Origin of the sequence: Nocardiopsis sp. CNR-923 (assembly GCF_001942255.1) — a bacterium.
In the GTDB taxonomy this organism is placed as follows: Bacteria; Actinomycetota; Actinomycetes; order Streptosporangiales; family Streptosporangiaceae; genus Nocardiopsis.
In genome coordinates, this window is sequence record NZ_MKKC01000087.1 from 40974 (window position 1) to 55661 (window position 14688).

At 72.3% G+C, this 14688-nt stretch carries 12 protein-coding genes and 3 pseudogenes; 6 read left to right on the top strand and 9 right to left on the bottom strand.

Annotated features, from left to right (window positions below; genetic code table 11):
• Positions 1-171: 171 nt before the first annotated feature.
• On the bottom strand, positions 172-1005 hold the full coding sequence (locus tag BJF83_RS14145) for a PhzF family phenazine biosynthesis protein (RefSeq protein ID WP_075926668.1): 834 nt from the start codon (positions 1003-1005) through the stop codon (positions 172-174).
• 64 nt (positions 1006-1069) lie between these two features.
• Positions 1070-1507, bottom strand: a complete 438-nt coding sequence (locus BJF83_RS14150) for an Lrp/AsnC family transcriptional regulator (protein WP_075926669.1) — start codon at positions 1505-1507, stop codon at positions 1070-1072.
• Between the two features lie 134 nt (positions 1508-1641).
• On the opposite strand from BJF83_RS14150, the gene BJF83_RS14155 reads away from it, so the two are divergent.
• The 3 genes and pseudogenes from BJF83_RS14155 (at position 1642) to BJF83_RS14165 (ending at position 5107) form a co-directional block, all read left to right on the top strand.
• Positions 1642-2754 (top strand): thiamine pyrophosphate-dependent enzyme, encoded by a 1113-nt coding sequence (locus BJF83_RS14155; protein WP_075926670.1) that lies wholly within the window; start codon positions 1642-1644, stop codon positions 2752-2754.
• Entirely contained in the window at positions 2755-3807 is a 1053-nt protein-coding gene (locus BJF83_RS14160) for an alpha-ketoacid dehydrogenase subunit beta (protein ID WP_075926671.1), read from the top strand.
• Positions 3768-5107, top strand: a pseudogene (locus tag BJF83_RS14165) (dihydrolipoamide acetyltransferase family protein). The gene BJF83_RS14160 and the pseudogene BJF83_RS14165 overlap by 40 nt, the downstream one beginning before the upstream one ends.
• A 228-nt stretch (positions 5108-5335) precedes the next feature.
• Here the strand turns inward: BJF83_RS14165 and BJF83_RS14170 are convergent.
• The 3 genes and pseudogenes from BJF83_RS14170 to BJF83_RS14180 all read right to left on the bottom strand — a co-directional run bounded on the left by BJF83_RS14170 (position 5336) and on the right by BJF83_RS14180 (position 9108).
• Positions 5336-6231: pseudogene (locus BJF83_RS14170) on the bottom strand (hypothetical protein).
• A 719-nt stretch (positions 6232-6950) separates the two neighbouring features.
• Positions 6951-8189, bottom strand: a complete 1239-nt coding sequence (gene kynU / locus BJF83_RS14175; protein ID WP_075926672.1) for a kynureninase — start codon at positions 8187-8189, stop codon at positions 6951-6953.
• Between the two features lie 39 nt (positions 8190-8228).
• Positions 8229-9108: pseudogene (locus BJF83_RS14180) on the bottom strand (tryptophan 2,3-dioxygenase).
• A 189-nt stretch (positions 9109-9297) separates the two neighbouring features.
• Between BJF83_RS14180 and BJF83_RS14185 the strand changes: the two are divergent.
• Together BJF83_RS14185 and BJF83_RS14190 are read left to right on the top strand one after the other, a co-directional pair.
• Complete coding sequence (locus tag BJF83_RS14185; RefSeq protein WP_075926673.1) at positions 9298-9765, top strand: Lrp/AsnC family transcriptional regulator; 468 nt, start codon at positions 9298-9300, stop codon at positions 9763-9765.
• Entirely contained in the window at positions 9762-10082 is a 321-nt protein-coding gene (locus tag BJF83_RS14190) for a DUF4031 domain-containing protein (RefSeq protein WP_075926674.1), read from the top strand. The genes BJF83_RS14185 and BJF83_RS14190 overlap by 4 nt, the downstream gene beginning before the upstream one ends.
• On the opposite strand, the gene BJF83_RS14195 is transcribed toward BJF83_RS14190, so the two are convergent.
• The 4 genes from BJF83_RS14195 to BJF83_RS14210 form a co-directional block, all read right to left on the bottom strand.
• Positions 10036-10686: a metal-dependent phosphohydrolase gene (locus tag BJF83_RS14195; protein ID WP_075926675.1), complete on the bottom strand. Its 651-nt coding sequence runs from the start codon at positions 10684-10686 to the stop codon at positions 10036-10038. The two genes, BJF83_RS14190 and BJF83_RS14195, sit on opposite strands and share 47 nt — an antisense overlap.
• Before the next feature lie 89 nt (positions 10687-10775).
• Positions 10776-11438 carry a response regulator transcription factor gene (locus tag BJF83_RS14200; protein ID WP_075926676.1) on the bottom strand — a complete coding sequence of 221 codons (663 nt, stop codon included), beginning with the start codon at positions 11436-11438 and terminating at the stop codon, positions 10776-10778.
• 75 nt (positions 11439-11513) lie between these two features.
• Complete coding sequence (locus tag BJF83_RS14205) at positions 11514-11672, bottom strand: hypothetical protein (RefSeq protein WP_262391548.1); 159 nt, start codon at positions 11670-11672, stop codon at positions 11514-11516.
• On the bottom strand, positions 11669-13129 hold the full coding sequence (locus tag BJF83_RS14210; RefSeq protein ID WP_075926678.1) for a histidine kinase: 1461 nt from the start codon (positions 13127-13129) through the stop codon (positions 11669-11671). The genes BJF83_RS14205 and BJF83_RS14210 overlap by 4 nt, the downstream gene beginning before the upstream one ends.
• A gap of 223 nt (positions 13130-13352) precedes the next feature.
• Here BJF83_RS14210 and BJF83_RS14215 point away from each other — a divergent pair, with 223 nt between their 5' ends.
• On the top strand, positions 13353-14627 hold the full coding sequence (locus BJF83_RS14215; RefSeq protein ID WP_075926679.1) for an MFS transporter: 1275 nt from the start codon (positions 13353-13355) through the stop codon (positions 14625-14627).
• Positions 14628-14688: the final 61 nt, after the last annotated feature.

Here is a 14688-nt window from a genome sequence, read left to right on the forward strand (position 1 = left end):
TGGCGGTTCTGGGGCCGGTCCCTGTGGGGTGGCCCCAGCCTCCCGGTACCAAGGGGGTGTTCCGGGGTGAGGCCGGGGCGCCGCACCTCCCGGGAGGGGTGGGGAGGTGCCGTGGTTCATTTCTACCGGATGCCGGTGTCCCGTGCGGGGGAAACCTTGATTCCGGCGGATTCACGTTCCTGATCGACGGCCACCGCGATCTGCTCCGCGCGCCTGGAGCCGCAGCGTCCCGTGGGCCACGGTGACCGCCGTGCCGCCGATGAGGACGCGCCCGGGCGTGTCCTCGGGCAGGCGGAGCAGCAGGTCGCCGCCGCGCGTGGAGGCCTGGTGGGCGGTCAGCTCGGTACGGCCCAGCCGCTCGGCCCAGAACGGTGTGAGAACGGTGTGGGCCGCCCCCGTCACCGGGTCCTCCGGGATGCCGATCCGGGGGGCGAACACGCGGGAGACCATGTCGGTCTCCGATCCCGCGGCGGTCACGATGACGATGTTGTGGGGCAGCCGGGCGAGCGCGGCGATGTCGGGCGCCAGCCCCCGCACGGCTGCCTCGTCCTCCAGTTCGACGAGGAGGAACTCCCCCACCCGACCCGTCCAGACGGCCGTGGCGCCGAGCGCCTCGACGAGACCGTCGGGGGACTCGGCCTCGGCGGCCCGGTTGACCGGGAAGTCCATCCACATCCGCTCCCCGTCGTCGGCGACGGTGAGGATCCCGCTGCGGGTGGTGAAGCGGTGGGGGCCGGAGACGCCCAGCTCGGTCAGGGCGTGGGACGTGGCGAGGGTGGCGTGCCCGCACAGGTCGATCTCGACCGCGGGTGTGAACCAGCGCAGCTCGTAGTCGGCCCGGGAGTCCCCGACCGGGCGGGCGAAGGCGGTCTCGGCGAGGTTGAACTCGGCGGCCACCCCCTGCGCCCACGCGTCGGTGTAGGGCTCGTCCAGGAGCAGGACGGCTGCGGGGTTCCCCGCGAGGGGCCGGTCGGTGAAGGCGTCGATGATGCGGTACTCAGTCATGGGTCCATTCTTGGGGGTCCACTCGCACCCAGAAAGATCCACGTGACCTCCATGTGGACCCCCGTCAAAGGTGCGGCTCGTCGAGGATGAACATCGTCTGGGTGCTCTTCACCTCCGGGAGCCGCTGGAGCCGCTCCAGGACGAAGGTGCGCAGGGCGGCAGCGTCGGCGACCCGGACCAGGAGGAGGAGGTCGACGTCCCCGGAGACGAGCGCGGCGTGCTCGACCTCGGGGATGTCGTGGAGGTAGCCGCGGAAACGGTCCCACGAATGCTGCTCGATGCGCACCGACACGTACGCGGACAGGGCGGTACCGTACTTCTCGGGGTCGATGACGGCCGTGAACCCGCGGATCACCCCCTCCGCGCGCAGGCGCTCAAGGCGGGAGTAGGCGTTGGCGCGCGAGATGTGCGCCTGCTCGGCGACCGCGCGGATGGACATGCGTCCGTCGGCGCGCAGCAGGGCGATGATCCGCCGGTCGGTGTCGTCCAACCGCACTGCCATGTGTCTTACCTCATACCGCTCGGGCGTGCACCGTCTGAGATGATCCGTCCCGCAATGGGGTGATGCGAGACAATTCGTCCAGCATCGGTACGGGGATATCGACAGTATGGGGTGATTCACCTCATATTCAAGACATGAAGCACACCGATGAGCGTAACCGTCCGGTTCCTCCACTCCCCTCGACGGAGCCGGTGCGCCTCGTGGACCGGCACGGCCTGCGCGTGAGTCACTCCTTCTTCACCGCTCCCGACCACAAACGGCTCGCCGAACTCCACCGCGCGATGGTCATCGGCCGCCGCTTCAACCGACAGGCCAGCACGCTCGCCCGCCAGGGCCGCCTCGCCGTCTACCCGTCGTCGACGGGTCAGGAGGCGGCACAGGTCGGCGGCGTGCTGGCCCTGTCCGACCAGGACTGGCTCTTTCCCACCTACCGCGACAGCGTCGCCCTCGTCGCGCACGGCGTCGACCCGGTGGAGACGCTCACCCTCTTCCGCGGCGACTGGCACGCGGGATACGACCCGCACCGCCACCGCTGCGCACCCCAGTGCACACCGCTGGCGACCAACGCCTCGCACGCCGTGGGCCTGACCTACGCCGCGCGGCGCAAGGGCCGCGACGTGGCCGCGCTGGCGATCATGGGCGACGGCGCGACCAGCGAGGGCGACGCCCACGAGGCCTACAACTTCGCCGCCGTGTGGAACGCCCCCGTCGTCTTCCTCGTGCAGAACAACCACTGGGCGATCAGCGTGCCCCTGCGCACGCAGACCGCCGCCCCCACGCTCGCCCACAAGGCCGTCGGCTACGGAATGCGCGGCTACCACGTGGACGGCAACGACGCCGCCGCCGTGTACGCGGTGGTCGCGCACGCCCTGGCCGAGGCGCGATCCGGAGCCGGACCCGCCATCGTCGAGGCGCTGACCTACCGGGTCGACCCGCACACCAACTCCGACGCGCCCCAGCGCTACCGCGAGGATGCCGAGGTGGCCTACTGGGTCGACCGCGACCCCCTCACCCGGATGGAGGCGCTGTTGCGGAGGGAGGGCGTGCTCGGCGACGAGGAGGAGACCGACCGGATCCTCGCCGGGTACGACGCCGAGGCGGAGAAGGTGGCCACCGCCGTGCGCGAGCGGATGGCGGGCGAGGACGAACTGGACCCGGCGTCCCTGTTCAGCGACGTCTACGCCGATGTCCCACCCCTACTCCGCGAGGAGAGACAGACGCTGGTGGACGGCTTGCGGGAGGCCTGAATGACGCGTACGCCCCCCACTCCCCCCGCCTCCTCCACCACCGAGATCACCATGGGCGCCGCCCTCAACCAGGCGCTGCGCGACGCCGTGGCCGAGGACCCCGACGTCGTCGTCTACGGCGAGGACGTCGGCCCGCTGGGCGGCGTCTTCCGGGTCACCGACGGCCTCAGCCGCGAGTTCGGAGCCGACCGCGTCTTCGACTCCCCCCTGGCCGAGTCCGGGATCATCGGCACCGCGATCGGGATGGCCATGTACGGCCTGCGCCCGGTGGTGGAGATGCAGTTCGACGCCTTCGCCTACCCGGCCTTCGAACAGCTCGTCTCCCACCTGGCCAAGATGCGCAACCGCACCCGGGGCACCGTGGCCGTGCCGGTGGTCGTCCGCGTGCCCTACGGCGGCGGGATCGGCGGCGTCGAACACCACAGCGACTCCTCGGAGGCGTACTACACGCACACCCCCGGGCTGCGGGTGGTGACACCCGGAACTCCGGCCGACGCCTACTCGATGCTGCGCGAGGCGATCGCGTGCGACGACCCGGTGGTCTTCCTGGAGCCCAAGCGCCGCTACTGGTCCAGGGAGGCCGTCGAACTGCCGGTGCGCACCGAGCCGATGGCGCGCTCCGTGGTGCGCCGCCCGGGGGACGACGTGACTCTGGTCGCCTACGGCCCCATGGTCGAGACCGCGCTGGAGGCCGCCGCGGCCGCGGCGGAGGAAGGACGCTCCGTCGAGGTGGTGGACCTGCGCCAGCTCGCCCCGTGGGACGACTCGGTCGTGACGGCGTCGGTGCGCCGCACGGGTCGCGCGGTCGTGGTGCACGAGGCCTCGGTGTTCGGCGGCTACGGGGCCGAGGTGGCCGCGCGGGTCAGCGAACGCTGTTTCCATCATCTGGAGGCGCCGGTGCTGCGGGTCGGCGGCCTGGACGTCCCCTATCCCCCGCCGAAGCTGGAACACCTCCACCTGCCCGGCGTCGACCGGATCCTGGCGGCCGTGGACCGGCTCCAGTGGGAGGCCGGATGGACCTCGGCCTCCGACGCTCCGGAGGTGGGGGCGTGAGCGGGACGCGGGCGTTCTCCCTGCCGGACCTCGGTGAGGGCCTGACCGAGGCGGAGATCCTGACCTGGCTCGTGGCGGTGGGCGACGTGGTCGCCGTCGACCAGCCCGTGGCCGAGGTGGAGACCGCCAAGGCCGCGGTCGAGGTGCCGTGTCCGTACGCGGGCACGGTCGCCGAACTGCACGGCGCGGTGGGCGAGGTGGTCGCGGTCGGCGCGCCCCTCATCACCGTGCGGGAGACCACCGTGCCGATCGCGCGGGAGGGCTCCGACCCCGTCGGCGGCAACGGGGCCGCCGCGGAATCCGCGGGGTCGGGAGCCGTCCTGGTGGGATACGGCACGGGACGGGGCGCACCGACCTCGCGTCGGCGCGCCCGCGGGGCGGGTGGGCCGCCCGGGTCAACGGCGACCGGCGGCCCGCCCACCACCTCCGGCGCGCGCGGCGGCGAGCGCACACGAGTGGTGTCGCCGCTGGTGCGGCGGTTGGCCCGGGAGCACGGGATCGACGTGGCGACGATCCGGGGAACGGGTGAGGGCGGCCTGGTCCTGCGCCGGGACGTGGAGGCCCTGGTCGCCGGCGCCGCCGGCCACGATCCCGAGGCCGACCGTCCGGGCACCCACCGGACGCCGCTGCGCGCCGCGCACCGCTCCATGGCCCGGAGCCTGGAGCGCTCGCGGCGCGAGATCCCCGAGGCCACGGTGTGGGTGGACGCGGACGCGACCGGACTGGTGGAGCTGCGGCGGGAGCTCAACGGGGCGGCGCCGGACCGGCCGGTGAGCGTGCTGGCGCTGGTGGCGCGGTTCGCCCTGCTGGGGCTGGCGCGTTTTCCGGAGTTGAACGCGCACTTCGACGCCGAGCGCGACGAGGTCGTCCGTTTCGACCCCGTCCACCTGGGCTTCGCGACGCAGACCCCGCGCGGCCTGGTGGTGCCGGTGCTGCGGGACGCCGACCGCCTGACCACGCGGAACCTGTCGGCCCGGCTGGCTGAGACAGCCGAGGCCGCACGGGCGGGCACGCTGGTCCCGAGGCGCTGCGCGGCGGGACGTTCACCGTCAACAACTACGGCGTGTTCGGCGTGGACGGGTCGGCCGCGATCATCAACCACCCCGAGGCGGCGATCCTCGGGGTGGGCCGGATCGTGCGCCGCCCCTGGGTGGTCGGGGACGCCGTGGCGCCCCGCGCGGCCACCGAACTCACCCTGACCTTCGACCACCGGGTGTGCGACGGCGGTGTCGCGGGCGGCTTCCTGCGCTTGGTCGCCGACTGCGTGGAACGTCCGGGGCTGCTCATCGGGGACGTCTAGGCTCTCTCCCGGAGCACCCACCCCAGGGGGTCGCCGTTCGGGCGCCGCCGGGGTGCTGCGAGACGGGTCGAGCCGCTGGCGAGGAACGATCGTCAGGCGAGGACGAGGATGAAGCATCCCTGGCCTTGGGGCGCTCGAACACGGGCCGAAGCGAAGCGCAGGCCCAACGCAGGCACGACGAGGGGCCGCGGTCGCCGACGACCGCGGCCCCTGCGCGGGGTGTGCCGACTACTTGCGGCGGAACCGGTCGAACAGGGACGGGAGCCGGTCCACCAGGGAGGACAGCCCGTGGCGGCCGTTGCTCTGGGCCAGCAGGCCCCTGCCCCGGTCCTCGGCGGCGCCCGCGTGGGCGCGGCCGGGCGGCGGGTCCAGGCGAAGAACAGCGCGACGAGGACGGCGGGGATGAGGGCCATGGTCAGCAGACCCGTGGCGCCCAGAGCGCCCTCCGCACCGGTCAGCTCGATGGCGGACAGGTCGCTGGCGGCGGTCTGCGCGGTCACGCCGGAGTCGTCGCCCTCCCGGTCCTCGTCCGCGGCGGCCTGTTGGGACTGGTCGTCCCGCTCCTCGGCGTTCTCGGCCTTGTCGGCGTCCTCGGACTTGTCCTCCTCGGCGGGCTCCGCCGCCGTCTCCTCCTCGGTCGGCTCGGGCTCGGGCTCGGGCTCCTCGACCGGCTCGGGCTCGGGGAGCGGGGAGACCGCGTCCTCACAGGGGTTTCCGGGCTGCTGGAAGGGGTGGGGCGCGCCGGGGGTCCCGTAGCCGTCGCCCCACTCGGTGATGAAGTACTCGACCTCGGCGTGGCCGTTGCCGCCGCCGACGGTCAGGGTGGTCTCGTTCCAGCTCGTACCCATCATGTCGGCGAAGGTCTTGCCGTCGATGTCGAGCAGGACGTCGCAGTCGTAGGAGGGAACACCGGGCCCGCGGTCGCCGATGAAGAACTCGTATTCCTTGCCCTCGTAGACGATGTAGCCCTCGGTGCCCAGCGGCCAGCTCGGGCTGGAGAACAGGCCCTTCTGCATGGGCAAGCCATAGGCCGGGGCGCCCGTGTCCCCGTTGATACCGGAACCGTCGTCCCAGAAGTAGGTGGCGGTGACGTGGCCGTGCTGAATCGGAGTCTCGTTGCTCATGGAGAATTAGCCAGGTAGGCGACAGGGCCGAGAAGACCGTGGGCATGGCGCTTCAGGGCACGCGGGCGCGCTCGGGCACACCCACGTCAGGGCGTCATGACTGGGGACTCCCGCGTCTCCGACGGCGAAGGCGGGGCGGGAACGGGGGCGCCGATGGACTCGGCGATCCGGAGGGCGGACACGTGTTCGTGCGGCCCGGTTCCCGGGAGAGGGTCTCGACTCCCCTGCGGCGCGCGGCCGTTCAGGGGCTCGGCACCGGCTCTTCGATGTGTCATCTCGAACCGATCACGAGCGACACTAACCCACGCTTCGGTAAAGTACCGAAGGATCGTGGGTAAAATGACGCGTCGTAGCGGAAGACAAACACCGAGAAACTAAGTAAAAAGCGCCTCAGCAGCACTGGAACGCCTATCACGACGGGGTTATAGCGGTTTTTCTACGAGAAATCGCGACAGCGTCCGTGCTTGGCGCCACAGTCAAATGACACCAGCTCTCACCTGCTGAAACGCCTATGCAACAGTGTTTACGCAAGGGTAGGGGGCACCGGACGACGTCGACGTGGTTCGTGTCGGGACGGGCCGGCCACGGCCCCGTGTGGCAAAGGACACGTAACCCCGTCACGTGCCCCGGGTCACCCTGTTCGCCGATTTTGGAAAAACCGGCGCCCCGGGGGAACACGGCCCTCCGGGGCGCCGGGAACCGGCCACGACGGCGGCGGGTCAGGTCACCTGGGCGCCGCGGCGGAAGCGCTCCGCACGCCACTCCCCCGTCCGTACGACCTCCACCAGCGCGGTGGCGGCGTCGAAGACGTCCGCGTAACGCAGGTAGAGCGGGGTGAACCCGAAGCGCATGACGTCGGGGGCCCGGAAGTCACCGATCACGCCGCGCTCGATCAGCGCCTGCACGATGGGGTAGCCCGCGCCCTCCTCAGGCTGGTACAGCGCCACCTGGCTGCCGCGCCGGGCGTGGTCGAGCGGGGTGGCCGACGCGATCCCCGCCTCACCGGTCACGCGCAGGAACAGGTCGGTCATCGCCAGGCTCTTGGCCCGCACCAGTCCCATGTCGGCCTTGGCCCACACGTCGAGGCTCGCCTCCAGGGCGGCGTCGGCCACGAGCGGCTGCGAGCCGCTGAGGAAGCGGGACGCCCCGGGCGCGGGCTCGTAGTCGGCGGTGAAGTCGAAGGGGCGCGCGTGCCCGTGCCACCCGCTGAGCGGCTGGTCGGCCACCGCGTGGTGGCGCCGGGCGGCGTACAGGAAGGCGGGTGCGCCCGGCCCCGCGTTGAGGTACTTGTACGTGCAGCCGACGGCGAAGTCCGCTCCGCAGCCGGACAGGTCGACCGGCACCGCGCCCACGCTGTGGCACAGATCCCAGACCACGAGTGCGCCGTGCTCGTGGGCCAGGCGCGTGATGCCCGGCATGTCGCGCAGGGTGCCCGTGCGGTAGTCGACGTGGCTGAGCAGCAGGACCGCCACCTCACCCGTGGCCAGTGCCTCGGCCAGTCCGGGACCATCGGGGTCGACCCTGCGCTGGGCGGCCCCGGCGAGCGCGACCGCGCCCTCGGTGACGTACAGGTCGGTGGGGAAGTTGCCGGCCTCGCCGAGCACGACCGAGCGGTCGGACATGCGCAGGGCCGCGACGAGGACCTTGAACAGGTTGGCCGAGACGCCGTCGCCGACGATCACCTCGTCGCCGTCGGCCCCGACCAACGGGGCGACCTTGGCGCCGAGGGTCCGCGGCTTGTCCCACCACCCGGCGGTGTTCCAGCTCCGGATGAGGTCCTGGCCCCACTCGCGTTCGATCATGTCGGCGACCCGTCCGGGCGTGGTCCTCGGGAGCGCTCCGAGCGAGTTGCCGTCCAGGTAGATCACCCCCTCGGGGAGTACGAACTCCTCGCGGAGCGGGGCGAGGGGATCCGCCGCGTCGAGGGCGGCGCACTCCTCACGGGTGGTGGGCGTCATCGGTTCCTGCCTCCTGCTGATGCGGGTGATGCTGGAGTTTCACATGGTGTTCCGGAGCGACCACAGCTCCGGGAAGACGTCCTGTCCGGCGTTGCGTGCGAGCCAGTTCAGGCCGTTGGAGCCGCCGCTTCCGGGTTTGGCCCCCATGGCGCGCTTGACGGCGACGAAGTGGCTGTGGCGCCACCGGGTCACCCGCTCGGCGACGTCGAGCATCGCCTCGGCCAGGAGGAACAGCTCGTTGCCGGGTCGGTCGTCGCCGTAGACGAGCGCCCAGGCGTGCTCGACCCCCGCGCTGGGCTCGTAGTCGGCGGTCCAGTCGCGCTCGGCGTGGTCGTCGGGGACCGGCAGATCCCGGCGTCGGAGCAGCCGAAGCGCCGCGTCGTACAGGCTCGGTCCCTCCAGGAGACGGGTCAACTCGGCCACGACACCGCCCATGGCCCTGTGCGGGCGGATCATCGCGGAGGACTTGTTTCCCAGCAGGAACTCCAGTTTGCGGTAACCGTAGGACTGGAAGCCGGACGCTCGCCGAAGGCGGGGCGGAACCGGTTGAACTCGGTGGGCGTCATGTCGGTGAGCAGGCCCCAGGAGGCGTTGAGCACGTCCTGGGCGTTGCACGCCCGGCGCAACCAGGCGAGCGCCCCGGGAACGTCGTCGGCCTCCATCGCGTCCCGGGCCGCCTCCCAGCGCTGCTGGACGAGCGTGAAGAGCAGCTCCATGACCTGCGTGCTGACGATGAACGCCGTTTCGGCGGGTTCGTCGGTACGCGTGTTCTGGAGGCTGAGGAGGGTGTCCACGCCGACGTAGTGACGTAGGGGGTGGTGTGCTCGAAGGAGAGCGTCGGACCGCCGCCGTGCGTCGCGACCGCCTCGTCGTCCCCGCCCGGGGCGTACGGACACTGTTGGACGGGCGTGGTGACCATGGGAACCCCTCGTGCTACTGCGATCCGTGTCGTGGCGCCACCGGCGCGGGGTCGTCCGAGCCCGGTTCAGCGCGGGTACACATGATCGAACACGAGTGCTCGATGAAGGAAGGGTCAATGCCGACACAGGCCTGACATTGACCTACCATTCGTAACGGGAACACGACTTCGACTTGGGGAACACAAAGAATGGCCTTGCGACCACCGTACCCGCTGGACGGCGTCGACCAGCGGATCCTCTCCGAGCTCCAGCGGGACGGGCGCCTGTCCTTCAACGAACTGTCCCGCCGCGTCAACCTCTCGGCCCCGGCGGTGGCCGACCGCGTCCGCCGACTCACCGACCGCGGCGTGATCACCGGCTACCACGCGCACGTGGATCCGGCCGCCGCCGGACTCCCCGTGACCGCCCTGGTGCGGATGGAGTGCTTCGGCGCGCACTGCCTGCTGCGCGAACCCGCGGCCCTCGACCTGCCCGAGATCCTCCAGGTGCACCGGGTGACCGGTGACGCCTGCTGCGTCCTGCTCATCACGGTGCGCTCGATGGAGCACTTCGAGGAGGTCATCGACCGGCTCGCCGAGCACGGCCGTCCCTCCAGCACCATGGTGATGTCCAGCCCCGTGCCCTGGCGGGCCGTGACCGCTCCGCGCGCCTCATGAGCGTCCTCATCGACACGCCCCTCTGGCCCGGTCCGCACGGCTGGCTCTTCGCCCACCTGGTCAGCGACCGCTCCTACGAGGAACTGCACGCCTTCGCCCGCGCGCTCGGCCTGCGCCCCCGCGCATTCGACCGGGACCACTACGACGTCCCCGAGCACCTGCACGCCCGGGCGGTGGAGCTGGGCGCGGAGCACGTCAGCGGACGCGAGCTGGTCACTCGGCTGCGCGCCTGCGGACTGCGGCGGCCGAGGGTCCGCGGGGCGCGCCCGGTCACAGCCGAGGCGGCTCGACCCTGCCGAAGGCCTCCAGACGCCTGATCTCGGCCTCGACGTTCTCCCTGGCCCGCAGCTCCCAGTGCGCGCGGCCGTACTCGGTCTCGTACAGGTGGGGCGCGAGCACCAGCTTCCGCAGGATCCGCAGCCGCCCGGCCCGGAAGAGCGCGTCGGGCACCCTCCGGTATTCCGCGCGGACCGCGGCCGTGTAGGCGAGGTACTCGTCCGGAGACGAGGCCAGCACCGACAGGTCGGCGTCGCACAGGACCGCGCCGTTGGCGTCGCCGGGCTCGGTCCGGTGGTCGGCGGTCATCCGCACCAGGCGCGCCACTTCCCGCACCCGGCCGGGGTCGACGTCCAGCGCCGTCAACAGGCGCTCGGCGAGCAGCGCGCTCGCGCGTTCGTCATCCCCGGGGCGCCCCTCGTAGACGGCGTCGTGAAACCAGGCCGCGTAGCGCACCGCGTCCGGATCCCGCGCGTGGCCAGCGAGTTTGTCGACGGCCCGGAGCGTGTTCAGCAGGTGCGGCAGCGTGTGGTACCGGCGATGCTCCTCGCCCCAGCGACCGAGCAGCTCGTCGCCCACCGCCAGCGCGTCGGGGCTCGAGCCCGCGAGGTCGCGCCAGGCCGACCTGAACCACCTCAGCCCCATCCACTGGCCCGGACCGGGCCGGTCCCCGGAGAGCCTCGTACTCACCATGCCCCCATGTTCCCTCACCGGGCCCTCGACCGCACGCGGTCTCAGGTGTCGAACGTGTCGGGGAGCCCCGCCTCGTGGGCGAGAATCGCGGCCTGTACGCGGTTGCGCAGTCCCAGACGGCTGAGAATCGCGCTCACGTAGCTCTTCACCGTGCCCTCCACCAGGAACAGGCGACGCGCGATGTCGGCGTTGGACAACCCGACGCCCACGAGGGCGAGCACGTCGCGCTCCCGCTCGGTCAGTCGCTCGACCTTGGCCAGGGCGGCGGCCTCGCGGGCGGCCCGACCGCCCCCGTAGTGCGTGATCACCTGCCTGGCCACCTGGGGCGACAGGTAGGCGCCGCCCTCGGCGACCGCGTGCACGCCGGCGATGAGTTCACGCGGATCGCCCGCCTTGAGCAGGAACCCGGCGGCACCGTCGCCCAGGGCCTGGGAGATGTAGGCGTCCTCGCCGAAGGTGGTGAGAACCGCCACCGCGGTGCCGGGCGCGAGCCGGCGGATCTCGGCTGTGGCCGCCAGACCGTCCATGCGGGGCATCCGGATGTCCAGCAGCACGACGTCGGGGCGGCGGGCCAGCACCAGTTCGACGGCCTCGCGCCCGTCCGCGGCCTCGGCGACCACCTCGATGCCGGGGTCGCTCTGTACGATGGCGCGCACACCCGCACGGATCATGGCCTCGTCGTCGGCGATCAGCACCCGGATCATCGGTCTCCTCGCTCTGCGTTCACGGTGACGCGGTCGGTGTGCCCGGCGCGGCGCCGGGGGCCGCCGAGCGGCGGCTCAGTAACGCGCGGCGACCCCCGCCTCGGCCACCAGGCCGTCGCGGAAGCACACCCGGTGCAGGACGGCGCCGGGGTCCAGGACGTGGGATCCGTCGAGGTAGTAGGAGCACTCGGCGTCCTCGGGCTCCCGGTACAGCGCGCGCTCGCCCTCGCTCACCGGCAGGGCGTGCTCCGGCAGGTACCGCTCGGTCTCCTCCCGTGTGTCGCCCACCCCGATGCGAGCCAGGTCCTCGGGGGGCAGCGACTGTCCCTCCAGCACCAGCGACACCGGACCCACCGCCATGGCCACGAGCACCACCAGGCACACGACCGGGAGCACCAGGAGCGCCAGCGTCCACCCGCGAAACCTGCGGCGGGCCGCCAGTTGCAGCCGGTCGATGTCATCGCCGTCCTCGCCCTCGGGTCCGCGCCCGGGGCGGGCGCGACCACTCCGCTGACCGGCAGCGTCGCGGCCACCTCCCACCCGCCGTCGCACGAACCGGCGGCGAACGAGCCTCCCGCCACCCGGACGCGCTCACGCAGACCGATCAGGCCGCGGCCACCGCCCTGCGCGGTCTCCGGCAGGACGCCGACCGGCGCCGCGTTGGCCACGCGCACCTCCAGGGCCCTGCCGTCGGTGATCGCCCACACCGTGACGGAAGCGTCCGGCGCGTACTTCGCGGCGTTGGTCAGGGCTTCCTGCACCACGCGGTGCGCGGCGCGCCCGACCATCGGCGGCAGTTCCGACAGGTCGCCCTCCCGGACCAGCGTGACGCGCATGCCGGAGGCGCGGACCCGCTCGACCAGTGCTGGGACGCCCTCGTCGACGGGGATCGTCGGGGCCGGTTCGGCGTCGGCCCGAAGGACGCCGATGATCTCGCGCAGGTGCGTGGTCGCGGTCACCGCGTCCGCGCGCAACTCGGCGACGGCGCGGCGGTGCTCGTCCGACAGGTCCCGTGTGACCTCCAACGCCCCGGCGCGCAGCGCGATGAGGCTCAGCTCGTGTCCGAGGGAGTCGTGCATGTCCTGGGCGATGCGCGAGCGTTCCCGCGACCGCGCCTGTTCCGCCGTCAACCGGTGTTCGCGCTGGAGTTGCCTGGCGTGCTCCCAACCGGCCGCGCTCAGCTGTGCCTGTTGTCTGCGGTGCACCCCGACCAACCAGGGCAGAACGAGGTAGAAGACCACGACGACGAGGCTGAACGACCACGCGTCGACCCCGACGGACGCCACCGTGGACAGCAGCGCCAACCAGGCGCCGGCGCCGACGGTGAAGAGGACGGCGGCAGGCCACACGCTGGGTGCGCGACGGCCCAGCAGGTAGGACGCCACGACCACGAGCAGCCCCAGGCTCAGCGACGTCAGGCTCGCCGCCAGGGACACCGCCACCGCCAACACCGGGTACAGGCGGGTGAGCACGATCACCAGCAGCCCGACCACGACGAGCGCCGCGTGCAGTGCCGCGGTCTCGACCGGACCCCCCGTGCCCGAGATCCAGGCCACCACGCCCTCCAGGACCACGCCCGCACCGACCGCCGCGGCCAGGGCCGCGTCGCGCACCAGAGCGCGACGGGTCGGCCAGCCGGGCAGTGGCCGCAGGGCACGGCGCGCGGCCCGGAGCGGCTCGGAGAGATCCATGGGGACGAACCTACACATCTCACACCGGGGCCACGGAACCAGCGAAAGTCGGAGGTTCACACCACCTTCGTCACCCGGCGCGCCCGCACGGACCGGAGCGGACTATGACAACACCTCAGAAACGGCCATATCATGGGATGAATCTTGGTCTTCCCGACGATTGCCCATTGTCGACCTCCGTGCTGCAATCCGTGAGGGACGGCACGATCGGGACGAGGAGCGGATGTCACCACTGGAGACGCTGCGGCGCATGGACGCGATCGCGGGGTGGCCCCTCCTGACGGCCACCTTCCTGGCCCGACTCCCCGTCTCCATGGCGCTCATCGGGCTGTTGACGCTGGTCACCTCGGCCACCGGCAGCGTGGCCGAGGCCGGGATCGTCAGCGGCGCCTTCGCCCTGGGCGAGACCGTCGGGGGCCCCGTCATCGCACGGTTCGCCGACCGCCACGGGCAGCGTCGCCCCGTGCTGGTCACGGCACTGGTGGACGCCGCGCTGATCGTTCTGCTGGTGAGCGCGGTCGCCGCCGACCGGTCGGCGGCCGTCCTGACCGTCCTGGCCGCCCTGGCCGGGCTGTGCATGCCCCAGATCGGCCCGATGGCTCGCACCCGCTGGGTGGGGCTGCTCCGTGCCGACGACCGGGGCGAGGCCGAGCGCGAACGCTCACTGTCCGCGGTGATGTCGGTCGAGGGCGTCCTGGACGAGGCCGCCTTCGTCCTGGGCCCGGTGCTGGTCGGCGTGCTCACCGTCACGCTCTCCCCCTCGGCGAGCGTCCTGGGCGCCGCCGTCCTCGTCGGGCTGTTCGGTGCCGTGTTCGCCCTGCACCCGACCGCTCCGCCGGGGACGCCGCCGGTGCGGGGCGCGGGCGGTCGGATCGTCACCCCCGCCCTGATGGTGATCGCCGTCCCGATGTTCTGCCAAGGGCTGTTCTTCGGCGGCATGTCCACGGGGGTGACCGCCTTCGCCACCGGCTCCGGCCACGGCGACCTGTCCGGGCTGATGTACGCCCTCCAGGGCTCCAGCAGCGCGGTCGCCGGCCTCATGATGGCTTCCCTGCCCGTCGCGTTCACACTGCCCGCACGCGTCCGGGTCGCCGCGGGCGCGCTGTTCGCGCTCACGCTCCCGCTCTACGCGGCGGACGGGGCCGTCGCGCTGGCGGTGGCCATCCTCGTGCTCGGCGTGGCGATCGGCCCGCACCTGGTGAGCCTGTTCGGTCTGGTCGAGCGGGCGGCCCCGGCGAGCCGCATGTCGCAGTCCATGGCGCTCGTCCTGAGCTTCCTCATCCTGGGCCAGTCGGTGGGGTCGGTCGTGGCCGGACCGCTCGCCCAGGCGCACGGGCACCAGGGCGCGTTCGCCCTGGCCACGGCGGGCGCGCTCGTCGCGGCCCTGGTGGCCGTCCTGGTGATGAGGAGCCGCTGGTACATTCGGGCGGACGCGCCCGCCGGCAGCGCCGCGGAAGCGCAGCAGGCCCGCGCGCCGCTCGGGGACCACGCCGCGTGACTCTCGGAACGTGACTCCCTCCTCCTCGTGAACGAGGGGGTCGAGTACGGGGCCGACGCCG

What these genes read in the sequence shown, in the direction of transcription:
- BJF83_RS14145 (WP_075926668.1), bottom strand. Translation starts at nt 1,005, where the DNA reads ATGACTGAGTACCGCATCATCGACGCCTTCACCGACCGGCCCCTCGCG.
- BJF83_RS14150 (WP_075926669.1), bottom strand. Translation starts at nt 1,507, where the DNA reads ATGGCAGTGCGGTTGGACGACACCGACCGGCGGATCATCGCCCTGCTG.
- BJF83_RS14155 (WP_075926670.1), top strand. Translation starts at nt 1,642, where the DNA reads ATGAAGCACACCGATGAGCGTAACCGTCCGGTTCCTCCACTCCCCTCG.
- BJF83_RS14160 (WP_075926671.1), top strand. Translation starts at nt 2,755, where the DNA reads ATGACGCGTACGCCCCCCACTCCCCCCGCCTCCTCCACCACCGAGATC.
- kynU (WP_075926672.1), bottom strand. Translation starts at nt 8,189, where the DNA reads ATGACGCCCACCACCCGTGAGGAGTGCGCCGCCCTCGACGCGGCGGAT.
- BJF83_RS14185 (WP_075926673.1), top strand. Translation starts at nt 9,298, where the DNA reads ATGGCCTTGCGACCACCGTACCCGCTGGACGGCGTCGACCAGCGGATC.
- BJF83_RS14190 (WP_075926674.1), top strand. Translation starts at nt 9,762, where the DNA reads ATGAGCGTCCTCATCGACACGCCCCTCTGGCCCGGTCCGCACGGCTGG.
- BJF83_RS14195 (WP_075926675.1), bottom strand. Translation starts at nt 10,686, where the DNA reads ATGGGGCTGAGGTGGTTCAGGTCGGCCTGGCGCGACCTCGCGGGCTCG.
- BJF83_RS14200 (WP_075926676.1), bottom strand. Translation starts at nt 11,438, where the DNA reads ATGATCCGGGTGCTGATCGCCGACGACGAGGCCATGATCCGTGCGGGT.
- BJF83_RS14210 (WP_075926678.1), bottom strand. Translation starts at nt 13,129, where the DNA reads ATGGATCTCTCCGAGCCGCTCCGGGCCGCGCGCCGTGCCCTGCGGCCA.
- BJF83_RS14215 (WP_075926679.1), top strand. Translation starts at nt 13,353, where the DNA reads ATGTCACCACTGGAGACGCTGCGGCGCATGGACGCGATCGCGGGGTGG.